The following is a 22,813-nucleotide window of genomic DNA, read 5'->3' as shown; positions in this document are numbered from 1 at the left end:
GAGAAATGGATGAATATATTTGTTTTGATGAAGCGTACGTTTGACACGGAAGAGAAGATTTCCATTCAGTCTGGTGCAATTCAAGAAGATGGAGCAGAGTTCATTATTAATCCTTATGACGAGTACGCCATAGAAGAAGCCATCCAGCTTCGTGACGAGCACGGGGGAGAAGTGACCGTTGTGACAGTTGGCAGTGAGGATGCGGAGAAGCAGCTGAGAACAGCGCTCGCTATGGGCTGCGATCAAGCCGTTTTATTAAATGTGGAAGACGACTTAGAAGAGTGGGATCAATATTCAGCTTCTACGATTCTTTACCACTATTTAAAAGACAAAGAGGCTTCCTTAATCTTAGCAGGGAATGTGGCAATTGACGGGGGCTCTGGACAGGTTGCCCCGCGTCTTGCTGAATTACTTGGTTTTTCATATGTCACAACGATTACAAGTATTCAAATTGACGGCGGCTCTGCTTCGATTGAACGAGATGCAGAAGGTGATGTGGAAGTGATTTCTGCCGAGCTCCCGCTTGTCGTCACTGCCCAGCAAGGTCTCAATGAGCCTCGCTATCCATCATTACCAGGCATTATGAAGGCAAAGAAAAAGCCTTTAGAAGAATTGGAACTGGATGATTTAGATCTGAGTGAAGACGATGTGCCATATAAAATCAAAACAATTGAACGTTTCTTACCGGAGAAAAAAGAGGGTGGCAAGGTGCTCAGCGGTGAGCTTCAGGATCAAGTCAAAGAACTGACAGATCTACTAAGAAACGAAGCAAAGGTCATCTAACTATCCACTTTACGATATCACGAGAACAAGGGGGAACTTGAAAGATGAGTAAAAAAGTTGTTGTACTTGGAGAAAGTCGTGACGGTAAATTAAGAAATGTGACATTTGAAGCCATTGCTGCCGCTCATCAAGTGGCAGATGGCGGTGAAGTCATTGGCGTGTTAATAGGGGATGACGTCAAAGACCAAGCGGATGAACTGCTTTACTATGGAGCGGATCATGTCATGATTGTGGAGCATCCGCACCTTTCATACTATACGTCAGATGGTTTTGCGCAGGCGCTTCAAGCGATATTAGATCAGGTTGACCCAGATGCCGTACTCTTTGGCCATACGTCTATCGGAAAAGACTTGTCGCCGAAAATAGCTGCACGCTTGCAGACTGGCCTAATTTCAGATGCGATTGATGTAAGCGTTACCGGAGAACACCTCGTTTTCACTAGACCGATTTACTCTGGTAAAGCCTTCGAAAAAGTGATTTCAACAGATCGTCTGCTTTTGGCGACCATACGGCCAAACAACGTGGCACCTCTTGAGCGGGATGCCTCACGAAGCGGAGAAATTATGCCGGTTTCTGTCGATATTCAGAACCTGCGAACGATCGTGAAGGAAGTCATTAAAAAAACGTCAGAAGGTGTAGATTTATCTGAAGCAAAGGTCATCGTCGCCGGGGGACGCGGGGTCAAGAGCAAGGAAGGGTTTGAACCACTGAATGAACTCGCCGAAACGCTGGGCGCAGCAGTCGGTGCCTCGCGTGGCGCCTGTGATGCAGACTACTGTGATTATGCCCTGCAAATTGGGCAAACAGGTAAGGTCGTCACACCTGATCTCTATATTGCGTGCGGGATATCAGGGGCGATTCAGCATTTAGCCGGAATGTCTAACAGTAAAGTCATTGTGGCGATTAACAAAGACCCAGAAGCCGAGATTTTCAAAATTGCCGATTATGGAATCGTCGGTGATTTGTTTGAAGTGGTACCGCTTTTGAATGAAGAGTTAAAAAAGATGAATATCCACTCGTAACGCTCATACACTCAGAATGCCTAGGTATTCTGGGTTTTTTTGTATGTAATCAATAAACAAAGGAGCGGTTGACAAGTGAAGGGGACAGTAAAAGTCAATGACGTGATCGGACGTATTTCTAAACACATCTATGGACACTTTCAAGAGCATTTAGGAAGAGGGATTTATGACGGGATTTGGGTAGGAAAAGATTCATCGATTGATCATATTGAGGGAATTCGTACCGATGTGCTAAAGGCCCTTCAAGCATTACATATTCCGGTGCTTAGGTGGCCAGGCGGCTGCTTCGCAGACGAGTATCATTGGGCAAATGGTGTAGGTGATCTCAGTAAACGAAAGCCGATGGTGAACACTCATTGGGGCGGCACGGTTGAATCCAATGCATTTGGTACGCATGAATTTATGAAGCTGTGTGAGCTGCTTGAATGTGAGCCTTATATTTGCGGGAATGTGGGAAGCGGGTCTGTTCAAGAATTAGCAGAATGGATCGAGTATATTACATTTCCAAAGGGAACACCTATGTCTGATTGGCGTATTCAAAATGGAAAACAAGAACCTTGGAAGCTGACCTATGTTGGGGTAGGCAATGAAAGCTGGGGCTGCGGCGGGAATATGACGCCTGAATACTATGCAGATTTATATAAACGTTATCAAACGTATGTGAGAGAGTTTGCGGGTCAGACGATATACAAAATCGCGTGCGGCGCAAATTCAAATGACGTGAATTGGACAAAAGTATTAATGGAGCGGGCCGCACCTTGGATGGATGGACTCAGTTTGCATTACTACACTGTACCTGGTACATGGGAGAAAAAAGGGTCAGCGACTGAATTTGATGAGGATGAATGGTTTATCACGTTGAAAAAAGCCTATGAGATGGAACGGCTTGTCGTGGATCATGGAGAGATCATGGATCGTTATGACCCAGACAAGCGAATCGGGATGATTATTGATGAATGGGGAACATGGTATGATCCAGAGCCAGGGACAAATCCTGGGTTTTTGTATCAGCAAAACACACTAAGAGACGCCCTTGTTTGTGCCCTTCATTTTCATATATTTCATCGTCATTGCCAGAGGATTCATATGGCGAATATTGCCCAGACGGTCAATGTTCTGCAAGCAATGGTATTAACGGAAGACGAAAAGATGCTCCTGACGCCTACGTATCATGTGTTTCACATGTTTCAAGTGCATCAAGAGGAAGAAGCACTTGAAGTGGAGTTTGTGTCAACGCCTTATGAACGCAGAGGAGAAAAAATACCTCAGGTTAGTGTGTCAGCTTCGCGTTCGTCAGATAAGATGCATATTAGCTTCTGTCACCTGAATCCGCATGAACAAAACGAAGTATCCCTTGCCATTGAAGGTTTGGATGCTCAAACGAAAGTCACGGGCCGCGTGCTGACAGCGGACCGCATGAATGCGCACAACACATTTGACGATCCTCATGCTGTCCAGCCAGCAGAGTTTCAGCAATTTGCTGTAAAACCCGGTGAATTGACCATAGATCTGCCGCCAATGTCGGTGGTGATGATCACGGTCGAACTGGCTTGATCGCATATTTAGATGTTTGATGAGAAGGATGTTGGGGCATCATACATTGTAAATGAAGCGGAAAGGGAGTTATTTATATGCTTAGAACGATTCTCATGATTATCGGTGCAATTGTTGTCATTGGTGCGATTGTACGGTTTGTTTTTTAATTCATTTCATAAAAAATGATTCGTAAGCATTTCATTCGCAAGTCACATTGGTAGATGCTATACTAAAAAGCATAATTTACATTGGAGGAATGAATAATGGCAATCGTAAAAGCGACTGACGCAACATTTTCACAAGAAACTGCAGAAGGTGTTGTTCTTGCGGACTTTTGGGCACCATGGTGCGGACCATGTAAAATGATTGCTCCAGTTCTTGAAGAACTTGATCAAGAAATGGGCGACAAAATGAAAATTGTAAAAATTGATGTAGACGATAACCAAGAAACTGCTGGTAAATACGGCGTGATGAGTATCCCAACACTTCTTGTTTTAAAAGACGGTGAAGTGGTAGAAACATCTGTTGGTTTCAAACCAAAAGAAGCACTTGCTGAACTTGTCAACAAACATCTATAAACCTGTCTATGCCCGAGCGGCATACTCAATGAAGCGGTTCTCGTAAAGACGAGAGCCGCTTTTCTTTCAACATGGTATAAAACAAATGTTCGTGATACACTAGAAGGAGTGAAAGAGGAAAACAAGGACGGATGAAAATATGAATAAACTGATCAAAGAAAAGCTATCGGTCTTGCCAGATCAACCAGGCTGCTACTTAATGAAAGACCGACAAAATACAGTCATTTATGTGGGAAAGGCAAAGGTCTTAAAAAATAGAGTGCGCTCTTATTTCACGGGATCTCATGACGCCAAAACGCAGCGGCTTGTCAGTGAAATTGAGGACTTTGAATACATTGTCACCTCTTCTAATATCGAGGCACTCATTTTAGAGCTGAACTTAATCAAAAAATACGACCCAAAATACAACGTCATGCTTAAGGATGACAAAACGTATCCTTTTATTAAAATTACGAATGAACGGCATCCTAAGCTGATCGTCACCCGCAATGTGAAAAAGGACAAAGGGAAATATTTCGGACCATACCCGAACGTACAAGCAGCCAGAGAAACGAAGAAGCTGCTCGACCGTTTATATCCACTGAGAAAATGTGCAACCCTTCCTGATCGCGTCTGTCTATATTATCATCTTGGACAATGTCTCGCGCCGTGTGTGTATGACATTTCTGAAGAAACGAATAAGCAGCTCGTGGACGAAATCACAAGGTTTCTAAACGGAGGGCATCAGCAAATCAAAAAAGAACTAAACGAAAAGATGCAGGAAGCCGCCGAACAATTAGAGTTTGAACGGGCAAAAGAACTGAGAGACCAAATCGCTTACATCGACTCAACGATGGAAAAGCAGAAAATGACGATGAGCGATTTATCAGATCGAGATGTCTTTGCATATGCCTATGACAAGGGCTGGATGTGTGTCCAGGTTTTCTTCATCAGGCAGGGGAAATTGATTGAACGCGATGTCAGCCTATTTCCTATGTATCAAGACCCTGAGGAAGAGTTCCTCACGTTTATGGGGCAATTTTATGCAAAGAACAATCACTTTCTGCCGAAGGAAATTTTGGTGCCAGACAGCGTAGATCAAGAGATGATTGAACAATTGCTCGAGACGAACGTTCATCAGCCGAAAAAAGGAAAGAAAAAGGATTTGCTTTTACTTGCCCATCAAAATGCCAAAATCGCCTTAAAAGAAAAATTTTCACTCATTGAGCGTGATGAAGAGCGGTCCATTGGTGCGGTGAAGCAGCTTGGGGATGCACTAAATATTTATATGCCGTACCGGATTGAAGCATTTGATAACTCGAATATTCAAGGTGCAGACCCGGTTTCTGCCATGGTCGTCTTTCAGGACGGGAAGCCGTATAAAAAGGAATACCGAAAATACAAAATTAAAACCGTCACAGGGCCAGATGATTATGCATCTATGCGTGAAGTCATTAGAAGGCGATATACTCGCGTGTTAAAGGATGAGCTGCCGCTGCCAGATTTAATTTTAATTGACGGAGGAAAGGGACAGATCAATGCAGCGATAGATGTGCTTGAAAATGAATTGAATCTGTCTGTCCCAGTGGCAGGTCTTGTGAAAGATGAAAAACACAGAACTTCGAATCTCATGATGGGAGATACACTTGAAATTGTTGCGCTGGAGCGGAATAGCCAGGCCTTCTATTTATTGCAGCGCATTCAAGATGAAGTGCACCGGTTCGCTATTAGCTTTCACCGGCAGCTGCGCGGAAAAAATGCATTTCAATCTATTTTAGACGATGTACCAGGTATCGGAGAAAAGCGTAAAAAACAGCTTCTTAAACATTTTGGCTCTGTGAAAAAGATGAAAGAAGCCTCTATCCAAGACTTTCAGGAGGCTGGCATCCCGAAACAGACGGCCGAACTTTTAATGGAAGCATTAAAAAAATAGATTGTACTTTTTCCAAAAGTCTGTTAAGATTGTGACTAAATTTAATAAATGAACGTGTTGTTTGTTGAAGATAGAGGTGCGAACTTCAAGAGTAAGCCTTCAGAGATCGATGGGATCTAGGAAGAGGGCTGAAAGGGGAGCGTCGCCGAAGTGAATAAAATCCACTCATTTTATTCGCTGGCTGTACATTGAAGAAATGTAGGGCTGTCAAGAATATATTTCTTGGAGGGCTATCTCATTGTTTGCATCGTTTAATGATGATTTTAAAGCAATGGGAGATCTGTTCTCTCATTGCTTTTTTATTTGCAGTGAGCAGGCAGTCTCCAAAGCCGCTTCTTGCCTCTTCTCTCACACGTGATCTTTTGAAAAAGGGTGGTAGACATGGGACTAATTGTACAAAAATTTGGCGGAACGTCCGTTGGATCAACAGAAAAAATTCGCAATGCCGCAGAGAGAGTCATCGCTGAACGCGAGGCCGGACATGATGTGGTTGTGGTTGTGTCGGCAATGGGCAAATCTACGGATGTTCTAGTAGACCTAGCGAAAGAACTCACAGATCATCCAAGCAAAAGAGAAATGGATATGCTGCTCGCAACTGGAGAGCAAGTGACCATTTCCTTATTAACGATGGCGCTGCAAGCAAAAGGCTATGATGCCATTTCCTTTACAGGCTGGCAGGCTGGTATGAAAACAGAGCAAGTACATGGTAACGCAAGAATCGTGGATATTGATGAATCAAGAATAAAAGAGGAATTAAGTGCAGGGAAAGTCGTTGTTGTAGCTGGCTTCCAAGGAATTGCAGATGACTTACATATCACAACACTTGGACGCGGTGGATCAGATACAACGGCTGTGGCACTTGCTGCCGCATTAAAGGCTGATAAATGTGATATTTACACAGATGTACCAGGAGTGTTTACGACAGATCCGCGTTATGTACCGTCCGCGCGGAAACTTGCAGGTATTTCATACGATGAGATGCTCGAACTGGCTAATTTAGGAGCTGGCGTCTTGAATCCGAGAGCTGTTGAATTTGCAAAAAATTATCAAGTCCCACTAGAAGTCCGTTCTAGTATTGAAAATGAATCGGGTACGTTAATTGAGGAGGAATCATCCATGGAACAAAATTTAGTCGTCAGAGGCATTGCATTTGAGGATCAGATTACACGCGTGACGGTGTGCGGTCTTTCAAGCGGTCTCACCACATTGTCGACCATCTTTACGACGCTAGCGAAGCAAAATATCAATGTCGATATCATCATTCAGTCCGTCACAAGCACCAATCAGACGTCCATCTCTTTCTCTGTGAAAACGGATGATTTGTCCAAAACAGTTGAAGTATTAGAAGAATATAAAGGAGCACTTGGCTACGAACAGATCGAGACAGAAAGCAAATTAGCCAAAGTATCTATCGTTGGATCTGGTATGGTCTCAAATCCAGGCGTAGCCGCTGAAATGTTCGCTGTGTTAGCGGAAAAAGACATACAAGTGAAAATGGTCAGTACGTCTGAAATCAAAGTCTCAACAGTGGTTGGCCGAGATGATATGGTCAAAGCAGTTGAAGCGCTGCATGATGCGTTTGATTTATCAAAGGTGAGTGCAGCTGCTCACTCTTAAAAAGGCAGGGAGGTGTATCTCATGAAAGAGTGCACCTCTTTTTTATATTCGAAACCGCCGCATACCTGAAAGGAAAACGTGCGTAAACCCATTCACTAAGTATGCTATGATAGAAGAAGACTACAAAAAGGCGTGACCTGAAGTCCGCGCCTTTCATAAAGAGTGTTAGCTAGGGTCTCTTAAATCCCATTTAACGGTTAAAATGACTTTATCAGCACGCTTTTTCACTTGTTCATAAGATTCAGCCACGTGCTCGTTGAGAAGCTGAATTTGTTCAGCAATAAAACCCGCTTCCATCTGAAAGCATGGCTCCTTTTGATAGGTGATTCGATTTGATATAAGTGGACCTTCGAGCTCAAACTCAATTTCCTGTTTTTTCGAATGGACCATCGTGAGCGTTCCCCATCCGGCATCATGGAAAAATTCGGGGATCTTCTCCCATGACTCTTGAGGAAATTTACGAGCAAGCAGTTTACCCGCAAAATACATCATAGATGAATGATCCTGACCAAGAATATCAGGCAGCAGAACTTCGCGTATCAGCTCGTAGGCAAATCCATTGACTTCAATTTCTTTTAGCTGTTCTAAGTTAGATTCGAATTTATTCATTGTACGGCTCCCCTCTTTCAACAATTTATTATAGCTTATGTAAGCATATGATGACAGAGTTTTCCCTGAAGTCTAAGAAATTCTTATTGTAGTAAAACGAATTTTGATTTAAAACTTTTAAATTTCGGAAAATTTTAATTTATGTACGCGGTTTCTTGACGCTTTTTTGACATAGGAGTAAAATGAAATTGTCAATAAATTTGAATAAAGTGCTTACAATTGAAAGAAGCGGGGGTAAGACAATTTTCAGCAATTGCACTTTTTACTAGGGGGTAAAGTAATGTCGGGGAACAAAGAATTTTTTTATCGGAGATTGCATTCTTTGCTTGGCGTCATTCCGGTCGGTCTATTTTTAGTACAGCACTTAGTGATTAACCACTTTGCGACGAATGGACCAGAGGCGTTTAACAAAGCTGCACACTTTATGGAACAGCTTCCATTCAGATATGCACTTGAGCTGTTCGTGATTTTCTTACCACTGATCTATCATGCTGTTTATGGGGTGTACATAGCCTTTACGGCACAAAACAACACGTCACGCTTCAGTTACTTAAGAAACTGGTTGTTCAGACTGCAAAGGATTTCAGGTATCATCACATTAATTTTTGTCACTTGGCACGTATGGGAAACACGAATTCAAGCTCAGCTTGGAGCTGAAGTGAACTATGACATGATGGCGAATATTTTAAGCTCTCCATTTATGCTAGGCTTCTATATTGTCGGCGTTTTATCTACTATTTTCCACTTTGCTAATGGCTTGTGGTCATTTGCTGTCAGCTGGGGAATTACTGTTTCACCACGCTCACAAAGAATCTCCACATATGTGACATTAGGTATATTTATAGCGCTTTCATATGTAGGGCTAAGAGCAATTTTCGCTTTTGTTTAAGAGGAAATAGATTAGTAGAAGAGGGAGAGGGGCTACAATGAGTAATTCTAGCATCATCGTTGTCGGAGGCGGCTTAGCTGGTCTCATGGCAACTATTAAAGCAGCAGAAGCGGGAACAGCTGTTAAACTATTTTCAATCGTACCTGTGAAACGTTCGCATTCTGTATGTGCACAGGGCGGAATCAACGGAGCGGTCAATACAAAAGGTGAAGGGGATTCACCTTATGAGCATTTTGATGACACGGTGTATGGCGGAGATTTCTTAGCGAACCAGCCGCCAGTAAAGGCAATGTGTGAAGCAGCGCCGTCCATTATCCACTTACTTGATCGGATGGGTGTCATGTTTAACAGAACACCAGAGGGATTACTGGACTTCCGCCGCTTCGGGGGAACACAGCACCACCGTACAGCATTTGCTGGAGCTACAACAGGTCAGCAGCTATTATATGCACTAGATGAGCAGGTTCGCCGCTATGAAGTAGCAGGGCTTGTCACGAAATATGAAGGCTGGGAATTCCTTGGCGCTGTGTTAGATGACGAGGAAGTATGCCGAGGCATTGTCGCGCAGAACTTGACGACAATGGAAATTGAATCCTTCCGTTCAGATGCAGTGATCATGGCAACTGGTGGTCCTGGAATTGTGTTCGGCAAATCAACGAACTCCATGATTAACACTGGATCTGCTGCATCCATCGTCTATCAGCAAGGTGCTCATTACGCAAATGGAGAATTCATTCAAATTCACCCAACAGCGATCCCTGGAGATGACAAGCTTCGTCTCATGAGTGAATCGGCTCGTGGTGAAGGCGGACGTGTTTGGACATATAAAGACGGGAAGCCTTGGTACTTCCTTGAAGAGAAATACCCAGCATACGGGAACCTTGTACCGCGTGATATCGCAACGCGTGAAATCTTCGACGTATGTGTCGAACAAAAGCTTGGCATCAACGGAGAGAACATGGTATACCTCGATCTTTCTCATAAAGATCCAAAAGAACTTGATATTAAACTTGGCGGCATCATTGAAATCTATGAAAAGTTCATGGGTGATGACCCGCGTAAGCTCCCAATGAAAATTTTCCCTGCTGTTCATTATTCAATGGGCGGATTATGGGTTGATTATGATCAAATGACGAATATCAAAGGTCTATTTGCTGCCGGAGAATGTGATTACTCTATGCACGGCGGAAACAGACTTGGTGCAAACTCACTGCTTTCTGCGATTTACGGCGGGATGGTCGCTGGACCAAATGCGGTCAAGTACATTAGCGGCCTTGAAAAATCTGCGGAAGACCTATCTTCTGCAACATTTGACAGCGCTGTGAAGAAAGAGCAGGAGAAATGGGACAACATCCTCAGCATGGACGGAACAGAAAATGCGTACGTGCTTCATAAAGAGCTTGGAGAATGGATGACGGATAACGTCACAGTGGTTCGTTACAATGACAAACTCTTAAAAACAGATCAGAAGATCGAAGAATTAATGGAGCGCTACAAGCAGATTAACATCAACGATACAGCATCATGGAGCAACCAAGGCGCTGCCTTCACACGTCAGCTTGACAACATGCTTCAGCTGGCAAGAGTCATTACGATTGGGGCATACAACCGGAATGAAAGCCGAGGCGCACACTACAAACCGGAATTCCCAGAGAGAAACGATGAAGAATTCCTAAAAACAACGATGGCTACGTTCAAAGGAAAAAATCAAAAGCCTGCATTCCACTATGAGGACGTCGATGTATCGTTAATTGCACCTCGTAAACGAGATTACTCGAAGAAAAAGGTGGAGAAATAAGATGAGTGAAAAAAACACGATTCATTTCATTATCACACGTCAAGATACAGCAGATGGAAAGTCTTATGATGAGGAATTCGAAATCCCTTACCGTCCAAATATGAACGTCATTTCCGCACTCATGGAAATTAGACGGAACCCGGTCAATAAACAAGGGGAAAAAACAACGGCGATCAACTGGGATATGAACTGTCTTGAAGAGGTGTGTGGAGCTTGTTCTATGGTCATTAATGGAAAACCGCGCCAGTCATGTACAGCACTCATCGATCAGTTAGATCAGCCGATTCGTCTTCAGCCGATGAAGACATTCCCGGTTGTGAGAGACTTGCAGGTTGATAGAAGCCGGATGTTCAATTCCTTGAAAAAGGTGAAAGCATGGGTACCGATCGATGGCACATATGATCTCGGTCCTGGACCAAGAATGCCTGAGAAAAAACGTCAATGGGCGTATGAGCTTTCTAAATGTATGACATGTGGTGTCTGCCTTGAAGCTTGTCCAAACGTGAATGATAAGTCTTCCTTTATGGGCCCTGCACCGCTTTCACAAGTCCGTTTATTTAACGCACATCCGACAGGTGCGATGAATAAGTCTGACCGTCTAGAAGAAATTATGGGGGACGGCGGTCTTGCGAACTGCGGGAACTCCCAAAACTGTGTGCAGGCTTGTCCGAAAGGAATCCCGCTGACAACGTCAATTGCAGCACTTAACCGAGATACAACTTTACAAGCATTCCGTAACTTCTTCGGAAGCGATCACGCAGAATAACATTACATTCAGTCCTCTTTGCCAATCATGATGAGTGTTTAAGGGGCTGGATGCAACATATAAACAAACGCCTCTTCCAATACGGGAGAGGCGTTTTGTTTCCAAATAAGGAGATGATCAAGTGAGACTGCCGTCATATATTGAAGAACCGTTTGAAGAGTGGAGGGCATCCTTTCGATTTTATGTCGAAACCACCGTTCGTTTTTCAGAAACGGATATGTTTGGCCATATGAACAATGTCACCCCTTTTGTGTATTTCGAAGAGGCACGAATTGCCTTTTTTCAAAAGACGGGAATTGTTGATAAACGAATGAAACGTGAGAGAGAGACCATGACAGTCGTTGCAAACCTGCAATGTGATTACATCAAGCAGGTAGAGATTGGGGAGAGGCTTCGTGTGTATGTCAAGCCGGAAAAGGTCGGATCAAGCTCACTCATCCTTCATTATTTAGGAGAAAATGAGCAGCAGGAACCTTGCTTTACAGGCTCAGTCACCATGGTGCAAATTAGTAAAGACACAGGCGCATCTGTCCCGTTTACAGAGGAAGAAAAAGAGACGTTTCAGGCGCAGCGAAATGAGTAACATGCTGGCTCATCAACATGCACGCTTCATTTTGTTATAATAAAAGCATCATATCAAGAAGAAACAAGAGGAGAACACATGAAGATTTTTCAATATGACACCATTGATAGTACAAATAATGAAGCGAAAAGGCTCATGCAGCAAGGAGAAAAGCCCTCATTTGCTGTCTATGCACGCCAGCAGACAGCAGGAAGAGGCAGACTCGGCAGGCCGTGGGAAACACCTTTAGGGAATGTGGCGGTAACCATGACAGTCTTACCGCCAGCAGAACTCTCCACCCAGTCAACGATCGCCCCGCTGACAGCACTAGCAATCTATGATGTTCTGAAACCACTCATGAGAGCAGAGGATCAGCTGGCGATCAAATGGCCTAATGATATTCTCATTAATGAAGCAAAGGTATCCGGCACATTAATTGAAGCAGACCGCAGTTCCATTTATATCGGTGTTGGCATCAATGTAGAGACAAAGCCGGAGCATGTCCCGTACAAAACCATTTGCTTATCAGAGCTGACAGAGGTGAAAGCCGATCAGCTAGTGAAAGAACTGGCAGCGGCTTTTGAAAAATACCATTCACGCTGGCAGAATGAAGGGTTTGAAGGACTCACTGCCCTCTATAACAAACGGTTATATCGTCTCAACAAGCCCCTTCGCATTTCGTTAGATCGTGAAAAACAAACTTGGGAAGAAGGCATTTGCTGCGGGGTCAACCGCTACGGTCATCTCCAGTTAAAAGATGAGAAAGGGCAGATAAAAGCTCATTCTGCCGGAGATATTGATGCCCCGCTTCAACATTAAAAAAAGCAGACGATGTTCTCGTCTGCTTAGGCTTCTCTTTTAATATGAGGCTGCACGATATAGTCTTGTTTTGTAAAGACAACCCCGTCTAGAATTTCTCTCGCGGTTCGAATGACTTTGACTCTATTTTGAGACACGTCAATGTCCGTTTGCATAATCCCAGCAGGATGCCCAATTCGAAGCGTATCATGTTGTCCATGAGAAAGCTGTGCAGGAAGCGTTTGTTCCATAAAACAGCTGGCTGATACGCAGACAGAGCCGGTAATGGCAAGTGCTTGGTGCGGTCTTTGCATTGATAGCATACGAACGATGATGTCCATATCGGCTGTTCTTCTCAAGATTCCATTTGTATCTACATAATCAGCAGGCTCGCTAATGAGCGCAAGCTTTGGAACGGCTGGAGACTGTAATGTCGCCATGTCTTTTGGCGCAAAGTGACACATTTCAGCAGCGATGGAACGAATCTCTTCTAAATCATCCAGTAATTCGTCTGTAAACTCCTCAGGCAATTCAGTTCCTTTTAATTGAATATCTTTGGCACGAATAAAGGCAATTGGATTTGCAATGTCAACGATCGAGATGGGAATCTCACCAAACTTTGTTTGAATCGTATCAATTTTGTTTCCAGTCGGAAAAGTTTTACCTGTGACTGCGCCTTCAGGATTTTCAAAAGATAAATAAATGGGAGAACCTGTCCCTTTTACTCCTGGAATTTCTGCCTGTCCTTCAAATTTCACTTCTCCATTTTCGACTTCGACCTCTGCTGTAATCACTTTATTTGTGTTCGTATTGAGGATACGTACAGTCGTAATGGGCTCAACCGCTTGAACAAGTCCTTTAATGATGGCGTATGGTCCAACCGCTGATGAGATATTCCCGCAGTTTCCTTTAAAGTCGACATATCTCTCATTGATGCTGACTTGTGCAAACGTATAGTTCACATCCACATCTGGGCGTGTGGCTTTATCAATAATGGCTACTTTGCTTGTTAAAGAATTACCGCCGCCGATTCCATCGACCTGCAGCCGGTCAGGGCTGCCCATAATGTCTAATAGAAATGCCTCGAGCTCATCGTGTTCAAATGGTGCATTGTTTGCTTGAATGAATACCCCTTTGCTTGTACCGCCTCGCATGATTGTGATTGGAACTTTTCTCATTACTCTCACCCTCAATTTTTTAATGAACTGTTTATCTAATCAAAATGGTAAAGTATAATAAGAAATAAGTTAAATACATTATTTTGAGAATAATCAATAAAAATATTTTATAATTAGTAAAAAAGGAGGGCATATAATGGATGAAAAAGATTGGCGGTTTCTAAAGGTGCTCTATGAAGAAAAGAACATCACAAAAGCGGCAGAAAAATTATTTGTCTCTCAGCCTGCCTTAAGCTATCGATTGAAACAGCTTGAAGAGGAGTTTGATATGAAGCTTTTCTTTAAAAGAAAACGAGGAATTGAATTTACGTCAGAGGGCGAGTACTTGGCTAAATACGCAAATGACATGCTCAAACAGCTCCAGCAAACGAAAGATGGCATGCTCAATATGCAAAAAAAGGTCATAGGAACAATTCGGTTAGGGGTCTCAAGTAACTTTGCCCAGTATAAACTGCCAGAAATTTTAAAAGAATTTTCTAAGCAGTATCCACATGTTCAATTTATGGTGAATACAGGCTGGAGCACAAAAGTCATGGACTTATTAGGCACATCAAGTGTCCATTTAGGGATTTTAAGAGGGGATTACGACTGGAATGGAGAGCGGTTTTTGCTTGATAAAGAACGGCTTTGTATCATATCAAAATCAGAAATCCAGCTGAAAGACCTCCCAAAGCTGCCGCTCATTGACTATCATACAGATAGTTCATTAAAACGATTGATTAACAGATGGTGGCAGGAAACGTTCACCATGCCTCCACTTGTGACGATGGAGACAGACCGTCAGGATACATCAAAAGAGATGGTCAAGCATGGTTTAGGTTATGCCATTGTCCCAGAAATTTGCCTCAGACCAAGTGATGAGTTATTTGTAAAAGGTCTTTCGTATAAAGATGGACAGCCTGTTTTAAGAGATACATGGCTTATGTACCAGCCAGACTCCCTTCATTTATCTGTTGTGGAAGCGTTCATTGAGTTTTTAAGAAGTCAGCAAGGTTAATTATAAAAGAAATTTATTGAATATACGAAAAAATCGATATTTTCATTATAAAAAAAGCTATTATATCCTTGAAATAGAAAGCGCTAACATGTAGGTTGCAAGTGCAAAGGGGCACTTGCAGATCATGTGAAGAAGAGGATGGAGGGATATGAAGTGCTAGCTATTTTAGGGATCTTGATGGTCTTGACATTTACATTTCTTATTATGACGAAACGTATGCATCCGGTGGTGGCTTTAACCGTTGTACCTATCGTATTTGCATTGATCGGTGGCTTTAACAAAGGATTAGGGGATATGATGCTTGATGGACTGAAAACTGTTGCACCATCAGCTGCTTTATTGTTATTTGCCATTTTATTCTTTGGTGTCATGCTGGATGCTGGATTATTTGATCCTCTGATTAAACTCATTTTACGTATTGTAAAAGGTGATCCTGTCAAAATTGCGTTTGGGGTAGCGATTTTGTCTATGCTTGTTGCTTTAGATGGTGATGGAACAACAACTTACATGATTACCGTATCAGCTATGCTGCCACTTTTCTTAAGAATTGGGATGAACCCGTTAATTTTAGGAACAGTTTCATTATTATCATTAGGAATTATGAGCGGAATGACGCCATGGGGCGGTCCAGCTACTCGTGCAATTGCTGCGCTTGGCTTGGATGCAGGCGAATTTTTCATTCCATTACTCCCAACGATGGTTGGAGGCGGTCTTTTTATACTTTTTACTGCTTATGTACTTGGGAAAAAAGAAAGAAAACGGATTGGGATCGCAGAGATTCAGCACAAAGAAGAGGTGTCCATTTCTCCTGAATTGGCTGCGTCAATTGAGGATGGCGTAGAAGACATGAAGAGACCAAACCTCATTTGGATCAACTTTTTCCTCACAATTGCTGTCATGGCAACACTAGTCCTAGATATTATACCAATACCTGTACTCTTCTTAATTGGATTTGTCATCGCTCTCATGATCAACTATCCAAAGGTTGAAGATCAGCGCGAAAGAATCTTATCGCATGCAGGAAACGCATTAACGGTCATCACACTTGTATTTGCAGCAGGGATTTTCACAGGGATCTTTTCGGGAACAAAAATGGTTGAGTCCATTGCCAATTTGGTGATTTACATGATTCCGGATTCTTACAGTTCATTTTTTCCGCTCATTGTGGCTTTAACGAGTATGCCATTTACATTTGTTCTTTCTAATGATGCTTATTATTTCGGGGTGCTGCCAATCTTGGCAGAAGCAGGTGCAGCTTACGGAATTGATCCGGTGGAAATTGCGCGCGCTTCTATCATAGGACAGCCTGTTCACCTGCTGAGCCCTCTTGTGGCTTCAACGCTGCTTCTTGTCAGTATGCTGAACAAAGATATTGGCGATTTGCAAAAATACGCATTGCTGTGGACCGTGTTAACTGCCCTTTTTACAACGCTTATTGCTTTGTTAACAGGAGCCATTTCTATCTTTTAAATACGTGTATGAAAAGGACGATGTCTCGGGTAGGAGACTCGTCCTTTTTTGTGCGGATAAAAGCGCACAAATTGGACGCTTTTATGCGGGAATTCTCGATTTTAACGTCACCTACCTCGGGCACCCGGCATATGATATCTCGACTATACAGAATCCCATTCTATAGAGACTAGAGCTCTCACCTTAGCAAGGAGGGTTACAATACTTGAAGGAGAAAGAGTTTCAATCCAAGCCGCTATTAACCAAAAGAGAAAGAGAAGTATTCGAATTGCTCGTCCAAGATAAAACAACTAAAGAAATTGCAAGCGAGCTTTTTATTAGCGAAAAGACTGTTCGAAATCATATTTCGAATGCTAAGCATACCTTTTGCGAATAAGTTCCTCCTTTATATAAAATAACTCCAAAAGACATATGTTAGTACATTCCACATAAGGATTATAATTGAATTATTCGCTATATAATTTTAATTAAAAATTCATACTTCTTCGACATTTTGTGACAACATTTTCGACTTTAGTGTGCTAAATTGATTTCGAAAGGTGATCATATGAATATAATTGCTAAAAAGGATATAGGAGAAATACTAAAAAATAGTCTAATTTCATCTGAAATAACTCAAGTGGATATCGCAAAAAAAATAGGCATAACTAAAGGTTACATGAGCAAATTCTTATCTGGTAAAGAGATAGCATTCTGGATGGTAATAGAGGCTGTCAAATGCATCCTTCCTGAAAAAGAAAAAGAATTAATGACGGATTACTGTAAAAGCGGTATCGATAAAAAGTACGTTTTTTGTGCTTTGGAATATTGTTATACAAAACAGTTATATGATGTGATGAGATATCTTATAGTAGAATATTCAAATGTGGCACCAGAAGCCTGCAATATTTATAAATGGATATTAACATACAGAGGATCATTTGAAATCGCATATATCAACAGACTTCAAAAGAATGATTATAAATCTGTTGAAGCAAAAACTTTGTTGACAATATTGGAAGTTTACGGGTACTACAACCTTGGAAAGTATGATATGGCTCATTTATTTATTGATAAATCAACTGAGTATTTTGACGATGTGAAAGATCCGTTCCTAAAAAAAAGCTTCATTGCGAGATTAGACGAAGTGTTAGCAAACATCTATTTGAAGCAGGATAACAGCATTGTTAAAGCGAGGCACTACGCTGAATCACTTTTAAAATCACAAATTAGCAATAATCACATCTTAACTGCGAACTATTTATTTGCGTTATCGTACTTTATGGAATCCTATGAAAAATCATTTCTGTATTATTGCAAAGTGCTTAAAATTCTAGACGAAGAACCTAACAGAATGGATGAAGCACTTCAGAATAGGGAAGAGGTAGCAATTTTACAGTATTATTGGTTAAATAAAATTGATCCTGAATTTAATGTAACTAAATTCACTGAATGCTTATCCAACAACCATTCTCTAAATGAGTTTTATGATCATCCATCTTTAAAATATTACGCATATCTTTTCGATGGAATTAAAGAAAAAAGAAGTGACAAACTCCTATTGTCCATGCATTATTTCTCTGAAAAAAGAGATTATTTCAGGGCAAACCTTCCAAAAATTCAGTTGCACAAATTGAATCTAGACATTAGAATTTGAATTGCGGGAGGTGAAAGGGATATGAAATTAGTCACAAAAATAACTTTTACTTTTGTTTTTGTCGCTGCATTGTTACTAAGTCAGAATGCAAATGAAAACATTAGCTCTAAACCAATTTATCAAACAAAAGAAATTAAAGTAGGCATGTAAAAAAGACGCTACCAGAAATGGTAACGTCTTTCGTGTTTTAAAGAGGAGTTTCCTGTTTTACATAAATTCAAAAACAGGAAACCCTTTTAAAAATATAAACAATACAATATAATAAGAACGAATGTTCTGTGTTAAGGAGGATATTATGTCTATCTATTATGAAGAATTACTAAAAAAAATATCAAAACCAATAAAAAAAGAAGAACCGTCTCATTCTTCTTCTGCGGAAGTACTCTCCAAAAATTTCGCTTTAGATTCTCGATAATTCTTAAGTGCATTAAGCATAAATTCTCTTTCGTCTTTTGTTATCTTATTACCATTACTATCTATGATATCTGCCTTCTCAATGATATCTAAACTTAACTTTTTTGAGAAGACAAGGTTTCTTTCTTCTTCACTCATTTTATTAAGCTCTTCTTTCTTGGTAGCGAAATAAGAAAGATCGACATTAAAAAAGTCGGCTATTGCATTTAAATTTTCAAATGATGGCTTTTTTATTTTTCCAGCTTCCAATTTAGATAAATAACTATGGGTAACTCCTATTTCTTCTGAGATTTTGGCGAGAGTCAAATGTCTACTTTTTCTAAGGTCAGCTAAATTTTGCCCTATGATTTTATTAATATCATCCATAAACAGCAATCACCTTTCTGTAGTGCTTGTTATACATAATATTATAACATGTTTTTTCCTCTAGGAAAAAAATCAGAAAAACAACTTTACAACGGAGTTAAGGGGATGTTATATTTATCTTGTTAGTTCCTACAGGAACAAAGAAAGTGGTGTTTACTATTGAATTTCAAGATTGTATTTGGCAATAAAATTAAGCGAATTCGTTCAGAAAAAAAGATGTCTATAATTGAATTTGCTGAATTAACAGGCTTTACAAGCTCTTATATCTCTAAAATAGAGAACTATAAGATAAACCCAACAATGAAAAGTATGCTACAATTCTGTGAAAAGTTGAATCTAAAGATTGACTATTTTTTTTGATTGAGAAGTTCCTGTAGGAAGAATTTTGTTGAGGAGGTACAGCTCAAGATGAGATTTGAATCAGAAAAAATCATCAATGTGTTTTTTGGTGGGTAGTCCTACTGTCCCTAAAACATATTATATTCCGAGGTGATCTTGTGGCTCAAAAAAAGAAAAAGAAAAAAAGCAACTTATTTCTTGGAGAGGTTTTCTTTGGCACAGAAGACAGAGAAAAACTTTTTACTGAGGCGGTGGCGCCTTATTACACACCAGTAAAAAAAGAGAAAAACAAAAAAAATAAAGAGGCTTGAAACTTTTGTTTCACCTTTTTTTAGAGGACAAGCTTTAATAAGAAAAACTATTCATGAAAAACATTAGGAGGCTTTTAAAGATGGGGGAAGTCAAATGGGTGAAACTAAGCACCCAGATGTTCGATGATGAAAAAATCAAACTCATTGAACAAATGCCTGAATCTGACACTCTGTTGATTATATGGGTTAAGTTACTTGCTCAAGCAGGAAAAACTAACGCATCTGGTTTTATTTATCTAAGTGAAAATGTGCCTTACACAGACGAAATGTTAGCGCATATCTTTGGAAGGCCACTAGGAATTGTACGAATGGCTTTAGACACTTTCAGGAAATTCGGGATGATAGAAATTAATGAACAGAATTATATCAGTATATGTAATTGGGAGAAACATCAGAATTTAGATGCCCTTGAAAAAATTAGAGAACAAAACAGAAAAAGAGTCTCTAAACACAGGGACAAACAAAGAGCTTTGCAACTAACAAAACCGTGTAACGTTACAGATAACATTACAGTAACGCAGAGTAACGCAACAGATATAGATAAAGAATTAGATAAAGATAAAGAATTAAAAGATATATTGTCGGGCAACCCGACTGTTAATCCTGAAACTCAAGAATCTGAAATTCCATTCAAGCTGATTGTTGATCTTTTGAACAAAGTAACAGGGAAGTCATTCAGACATACATCTGCTGCTACACAAAGATTAATTAAAGCACGCTGGAATGATGGATTCAGATTTGAAGACTTTAAAACAGTGATCCTGACAAAAACTAATCAATGGCTTAAAGACGACAAAATGAATAAATACTTGCAGCCAACGACATTGTTTGGAACGAAGTTTGAAGGATATCTGAATGAAGGTGCGGGGGTGTTAAAGCGTGCAGAGCATCAAATCAGTGGCGGCGGAGGCCTTAAACGCAAGAATGACATTCCATTCTGATTTTTGTGAGAAACACACATACACAAGAGGGAACGAGGATGTCATCAAGCCTGTTCGTATGATGATTCTCAATGGCAAAGTAATCTGTCCAAGATGTGAGCTGGAGGCAGATGAGAAGAAGATACAAAAAGAATTGGAGAGTCAAATCGAGTTTAGCCAGCGTACAAAGAATTTCAACATGCTGGAGAAGCGCAGCATTTTCCGAGACAGGACCATTGCGAAAGCGACGTTTGATAATTACAAAGTAACTGAGCCAGAGGAAACGGCAAATAAACGCCTCATGATGGATCTTGTTGGATATTTAAAACAAGGCAAAGTGTTTAATATCTTTCTGCAGGGTCATCCCGGAGTAGGGAAAAGTCATCTAGCTTATGCAGCACTTAAAGCACTCAATGTACCGCCTGACCCTGACAACCCAGAAGATATGGGGAAATCATGCTTATTTGTAAACCTTGCTGATGCTGCTTTTGCCATTCAAGACTCTTTCCACAACAAAGAAAGTAAATTCACCCAAGGTTATGTAACAGGTCTTATAGGTGAAGTGGATTATCTGGTGATTGATGACGTAGGGGCTGAGACGGGATCTGAACATTCAAAAAGTGAAGCCACCAACTTTATACACAAGATACTTTATGCAGTCACATCAGCTAGACAGGATAAAGCAACGATTTACACATCCAATTTAACTGGGGACAAATTAAAACAAATGTACGACACCAAACTTGTATCACGCATGACGAAAAGGTCTAAATACATTTTGTTTAGGGATACTTTTGATAAGCGTGACGAAGAATTGCCATTTTAGGAGAAAACCATGCCCATCTACAATTCAACATTGTTCGAAATTGCTAGTTTAATAGCTTATTAAAAACACAAGGAGGAACGCTCATGAAAAAAGGTGGTAGAAAGCCCACAAGAGCCGAAAGAAAGATTTTAGTAGTAAATGGGTTGAATCCACTTTATTGGCTCGTAGAAAAGAATTTGACGACATCTGTGCACGTTGTACATAAAGAGGTCGGCCGCAGAAAGGAAATTATGAAATGAGTGTCACTAGAATCATTTTGGAACATGTCAATTTTGAATGGACGATCGTAGGTCTTAAACGGTTTTTGGATTACTGGTACGAAGGTAGGTCGATCGAAGAGATGGCGGAGTTATTTAACCGACCATCAGAAGAAGTGTTGCTGCTGATGATTGATTTTTCAAAAAGAGGAAAGATCAAGGAGCGACCGAACGGTGTCGGCGCAAACGAGCCTATGTATATCAAAAAAAGCGCAATGAGCTACAAAAAAAGAGATCTACGCAAGCTGTTTGAACAACAACCGGTTTACTACGCTTGTCCGCACAGTGATTTCATATGGGATGAGAAAGACATCATTTTATTTAGACAAATGTGGCAGGATCATGAGCCGATCAGACATATGGCCAATCGTTTAGCCCGCAATGTCGATGACATCCTGTTGCTGATTATAGATCAAGCCGAGTTAGGCAAGATCGAACCACGTAAAGGCGGCGCGCTAGGAAAGGAGTACAAGCATGAAAAGAAAAAGCATCCTGTTGCCATTTGAAAAAGCGACAGCACGCCAGCTGGAAGTGATTGCGAGATATGAAGATTGTCCAAAACGGATCAAGACAGCAGCCGTGCGCCACCTCAAAAAGAGGGGAGGTATCAAGTGATGACCAGTGATGATAGAGCGTTAATGATCGAGTGGTTGAGTCTTTCAAATGTAGGTCGCGAATATTGCGAAAAACTATCAGACGAAGAACTAGAAAGAATCTATAATCTCAACGTTCCGCAGCGTGACGAATAAGGAGGTGAACACTTTGGAAACAGTAGCCAATCCATACAAAGCAGGTCCAGTGAAAGCGTGGGTTATGTCAGAGGATGAACTAGCAGCTTATAGGCAGCAGCACCCACCAAAACCATATAAAAAGAGACTCAAACGTAAAGACTGGCGTTGGCAGCGCACAGATCAATCCGTCGAGTCTCAGCGGTAGAATTCACATCAAAATGTGAGTAATTAAGCCCATGAATCTTAATTATATCACATGGAGTGATCAAAGTGAATGAACCACAACGAATCACATTAGAAAAAAACGACCTTTTTACAGCTGATGTTGAACCGGGGAAAATTCAAGTGATTGTCCTAGACGGTATTAACAACACGGCTCATATAACAGAAGCACCAGAGCACGGACACACGATAATTGAAACCATTAAAGGCAAATTAGATCGAATACGTTTTGACTACGGATTCAAATTTAATAAATAAGCAGGGGTTCATCCCCTG

28 protein-coding genes and 1 riboswitch are annotated in these 22,813 nt (G+C 41.1%); of the genes, 25 read left to right on the top strand and 3 right to left on the bottom strand.

The window, feature by feature from the left end:
• Positions 1 to 9: 9 nt before the first annotated feature.
• The 6 genes from MKZ03_RS12885 (at position 10) to MKZ03_RS12860 (ending at position 7,448) form a co-directional block, all read left to right on the top strand.
• Positions 10 to 783, top strand: a complete 774-nt coding sequence (locus MKZ03_RS12885) for an electron transfer flavoprotein subunit beta/FixA family protein (protein WP_334750048.1) — start codon at positions 10 to 12, stop codon at positions 781 to 783.
• A gap of 44 nt (positions 784 to 827) precedes the next feature.
• The gene (locus MKZ03_RS12880) at positions 828 to 1,805 is read left to right on the top strand and encodes an electron transfer flavoprotein subunit alpha/FixB family protein (protein WP_341032082.1); all 978 of its coding nucleotides are present in this window, start codon (positions 828 to 830) and stop codon (positions 1,803 to 1,805) included.
• A 75-nt stretch (positions 1,806 to 1,880) separates the two neighbouring features.
• A complete protein-coding gene (locus MKZ03_RS12875) occupies positions 1,881 to 3,359 on the top strand; it encodes an alpha-N-arabinofuranosidase (RefSeq protein ID WP_341032080.1) in 1,479 nt (492 codons plus the stop codon).
• A 245-nt stretch (positions 3,360 to 3,604) separates the two neighbouring features.
• Positions 3,605 to 3,919, top strand: coding sequence for a thioredoxin (gene trxA / locus MKZ03_RS12870; protein WP_007501629.1), 315 nt, complete (start codon positions 3,605 to 3,607; stop codon positions 3,917 to 3,919).
• Positions 3,920 to 4,058: 139 nt separating this feature from the next.
• Positions 4,059 to 5,831: an excinuclease ABC subunit UvrC gene (uvrC, locus tag MKZ03_RS12865; RefSeq protein ID WP_034661768.1), complete on the top strand. Its 1,773-nt coding sequence runs from the start codon at positions 4,059 to 4,061 to the stop codon at positions 5,829 to 5,831.
• 63 nt (positions 5,832 to 5,894) lie between these two features.
• A riboswitch (Lysine riboswitch) is annotated at positions 5,895 to 6,072 on the top strand.
• A 140-nt stretch (positions 6,073 to 6,212) separates the two neighbouring features.
• Positions 6,213 to 7,448 (top strand): aspartate kinase, encoded by a 1,236-nt coding sequence (locus MKZ03_RS12860; RefSeq protein ID WP_341032077.1) that lies wholly within the window; start codon positions 6,213 to 6,215, stop codon positions 7,446 to 7,448.
• A gap of 165 nt (positions 7,449 to 7,613) precedes the next feature.
• On the opposite strand, the gene MKZ03_RS12855 is transcribed toward MKZ03_RS12860, so the two are convergent.
• The gene (locus MKZ03_RS12855; RefSeq protein WP_341032075.1) at positions 7,614 to 8,057 is read right to left on the bottom strand and encodes a YslB family protein; all 444 of its coding nucleotides are present in this window, start codon (positions 8,055 to 8,057) and stop codon (positions 7,614 to 7,616) included.
• 280 nt (positions 8,058 to 8,337) lie between these two features.
• Here MKZ03_RS12855 and MKZ03_RS12850 point away from each other — a divergent pair, with 280 nt between their 5' ends.
• From MKZ03_RS12850 to MKZ03_RS12830, 5 genes are all read left to right on the top strand, one after another.
• Complete coding sequence (locus tag MKZ03_RS12850) at positions 8,338 to 8,946, top strand: succinate dehydrogenase cytochrome b558 subunit (protein WP_047945318.1); 609 nt, start codon at positions 8,338 to 8,340, stop codon at positions 8,944 to 8,946.
• A gap of 37 nt (positions 8,947 to 8,983) precedes the next feature.
• Positions 8,984 to 10,744, top strand: a complete 1,761-nt coding sequence (gene sdhA, locus MKZ03_RS12845; RefSeq protein WP_282068170.1) for a succinate dehydrogenase flavoprotein subunit — start codon at positions 8,984 to 8,986, stop codon at positions 10,742 to 10,744.
• 1 nt (position 10,745) lies between these two features.
• Entirely contained in the window at positions 10,746 to 11,510 is a 765-nt protein-coding gene (sdhB, locus tag MKZ03_RS12840) for a succinate dehydrogenase iron-sulfur subunit (protein WP_024427169.1), read from the top strand.
• A gap of 121 nt (positions 11,511 to 11,631) precedes the next feature.
• Positions 11,632 to 12,093: an acyl-CoA thioesterase gene (locus tag MKZ03_RS12835; protein WP_340973495.1), complete on the top strand. Its 462-nt coding sequence runs from the start codon at positions 11,632 to 11,634 to the stop codon at positions 12,091 to 12,093.
• A 78-nt stretch (positions 12,094 to 12,171) separates the two neighbouring features.
• Positions 12,172 to 12,891, top strand: coding sequence for a biotin--[acetyl-CoA-carboxylase] ligase (locus MKZ03_RS12830; protein ID WP_341032072.1), 720 nt, complete (start codon positions 12,172 to 12,174; stop codon positions 12,889 to 12,891).
• Positions 12,892 to 12,917: 26 nt separating this feature from the next.
• On the opposite strand, the gene MKZ03_RS12825 is transcribed toward MKZ03_RS12830, so the two are convergent.
• Positions 12,918 to 14,048, bottom strand: a complete 1,131-nt coding sequence (locus tag MKZ03_RS12825; RefSeq protein ID WP_341032069.1) for a 2-methylaconitate cis-trans isomerase PrpF family protein — start codon at positions 14,046 to 14,048, stop codon at positions 12,918 to 12,920.
• Between the two features lie 136 nt (positions 14,049 to 14,184).
• On the opposite strand from MKZ03_RS12825, the gene MKZ03_RS12820 reads away from it, so the two are divergent.
• The 5 genes from MKZ03_RS12820 to MKZ03_RS12800 all read left to right on the top strand — a co-directional run bounded on the left by MKZ03_RS12820 (position 14,185) and on the right by MKZ03_RS12800 (position 18,301).
• Positions 14,185 to 15,045 (top strand): LysR family transcriptional regulator, encoded by an 861-nt coding sequence (locus MKZ03_RS12820; RefSeq protein ID WP_341032067.1) that lies wholly within the window; start codon positions 14,185 to 14,187, stop codon positions 15,043 to 15,045.
• 153 nt (positions 15,046 to 15,198) lie between these two features.
• The gene (locus MKZ03_RS12815; protein ID WP_334750029.1) at positions 15,199 to 16,515 is read left to right on the top strand and encodes a CitMHS family transporter; all 1,317 of its coding nucleotides are present in this window, start codon (positions 15,199 to 15,201) and stop codon (positions 16,513 to 16,515) included.
• A 205-nt stretch (positions 16,516 to 16,720) separates the two neighbouring features.
• Entirely contained in the window at positions 16,721 to 16,891 is a 171-nt protein-coding gene (locus MKZ03_RS12810; protein ID WP_269794416.1) for a helix-turn-helix domain-containing protein, read from the top strand.
• Between the two features lie 171 nt (positions 16,892 to 17,062).
• On the top strand, positions 17,063 to 18,151 hold the full coding sequence (locus MKZ03_RS12805) for an AimR family lysis-lysogeny pheromone receptor (RefSeq protein ID WP_341032062.1): 1,089 nt from the start codon (positions 17,063 to 17,065) through the stop codon (positions 18,149 to 18,151).
• Positions 18,152 to 18,172: 21 nt separating this feature from the next.
• Positions 18,173 to 18,301, top strand: coding sequence for a hypothetical protein (locus MKZ03_RS12800; protein ID WP_269794414.1), 129 nt, complete (start codon positions 18,173 to 18,175; stop codon positions 18,299 to 18,301).
• 210 nt (positions 18,302 to 18,511) lie between these two features.
• Here MKZ03_RS12800 and MKZ03_RS12795 read toward each other — a convergent pair whose 3' ends face one another.
• On the bottom strand, positions 18,512 to 18,931 hold the full coding sequence (locus MKZ03_RS12795; RefSeq protein WP_216927459.1) for a helix-turn-helix domain-containing protein: 420 nt from the start codon (positions 18,929 to 18,931) through the stop codon (positions 18,512 to 18,514).
• 159 nt (positions 18,932 to 19,090) lie between these two features.
• On the opposite strand from MKZ03_RS12795, the gene MKZ03_RS12790 reads away from it, so the two are divergent.
• The 9 genes from MKZ03_RS12790 (at position 19,091) to MKZ03_RS12750 (ending at position 22,795) form a co-directional block, all read left to right on the top strand.
• Positions 19,091 to 19,291 (top strand): helix-turn-helix domain-containing protein, encoded by a 201-nt coding sequence (locus MKZ03_RS12790; RefSeq protein WP_216927460.1) that lies wholly within the window; start codon positions 19,091 to 19,093, stop codon positions 19,289 to 19,291.
• 137 nt (positions 19,292 to 19,428) lie between these two features.
• Complete coding sequence (locus MKZ03_RS12785) at positions 19,429 to 19,581, top strand: hypothetical protein (RefSeq protein WP_216927461.1); 153 nt, start codon at positions 19,429 to 19,431, stop codon at positions 19,579 to 19,581.
• 80 nt (positions 19,582 to 19,661) lie between these two features.
• Positions 19,662 to 20,522, top strand: a complete 861-nt coding sequence (locus MKZ03_RS12780; protein WP_341032055.1) for a phage replisome organizer N-terminal domain-containing protein — start codon at positions 19,662 to 19,664, stop codon at positions 20,520 to 20,522.
• Positions 20,461 to 21,327 (top strand): ATP-binding protein, encoded by an 867-nt coding sequence (locus MKZ03_RS12775; protein ID WP_341032052.1) that lies wholly within the window; start codon positions 20,461 to 20,463, stop codon positions 21,325 to 21,327. Before MKZ03_RS12780 ends, MKZ03_RS12775 begins: the two co-directional genes overlap by 62 nt.
• Before the next feature lie 83 nt (positions 21,328 to 21,410).
• Positions 21,411 to 21,566 carry a DUF6906 family protein gene (locus MKZ03_RS12770; RefSeq protein WP_341032050.1) on the top strand — a complete coding sequence of 52 codons (156 nt, stop codon included), beginning with the start codon at positions 21,411 to 21,413 and terminating at the stop codon, positions 21,564 to 21,566.
• Complete coding sequence (locus MKZ03_RS12765) at positions 21,563 to 22,090, top strand: hypothetical protein (RefSeq protein ID WP_341032048.1); 528 nt, start codon at positions 21,563 to 21,565, stop codon at positions 22,088 to 22,090. The genes MKZ03_RS12770 and MKZ03_RS12765 overlap by 4 nt, the downstream gene beginning before the upstream one ends.
• Before the next feature lie 108 nt (positions 22,091 to 22,198).
• Entirely contained in the window at positions 22,199 to 22,333 is a 135-nt protein-coding gene (locus tag MKZ03_RS12760; protein ID WP_341032046.1) for a BH0509 family protein, read from the top strand.
• Between the two features lie 13 nt (positions 22,334 to 22,346).
• A complete protein-coding gene (locus tag MKZ03_RS12755) occupies positions 22,347 to 22,520 on the top strand; it encodes a hypothetical protein (protein WP_334750015.1) in 174 nt (57 codons plus the stop codon).
• Between the two features lie 65 nt (positions 22,521 to 22,585).
• Complete coding sequence (locus MKZ03_RS12750; RefSeq protein ID WP_017358222.1) at positions 22,586 to 22,795, top strand: XtrA/YqaO family protein; 210 nt, start codon at positions 22,586 to 22,588, stop codon at positions 22,793 to 22,795.
• The last annotated feature ends 18 nt before the right edge of the window (positions 22,796 to 22,813 follow it).

Origin of the sequence: Bacillus sp. FSL R5-0431, from assembly GCF_038002985.1 — a bacterium.
In the GTDB taxonomy this organism is placed as follows: domain Bacteria; phylum Bacillota; class Bacilli; order Bacillales; family Bacillaceae; genus Bacillus.
Note: the sequence above shows the minus strand (reverse complement) of the source record. Positions and strands in the feature narration are given on the sequence as shown.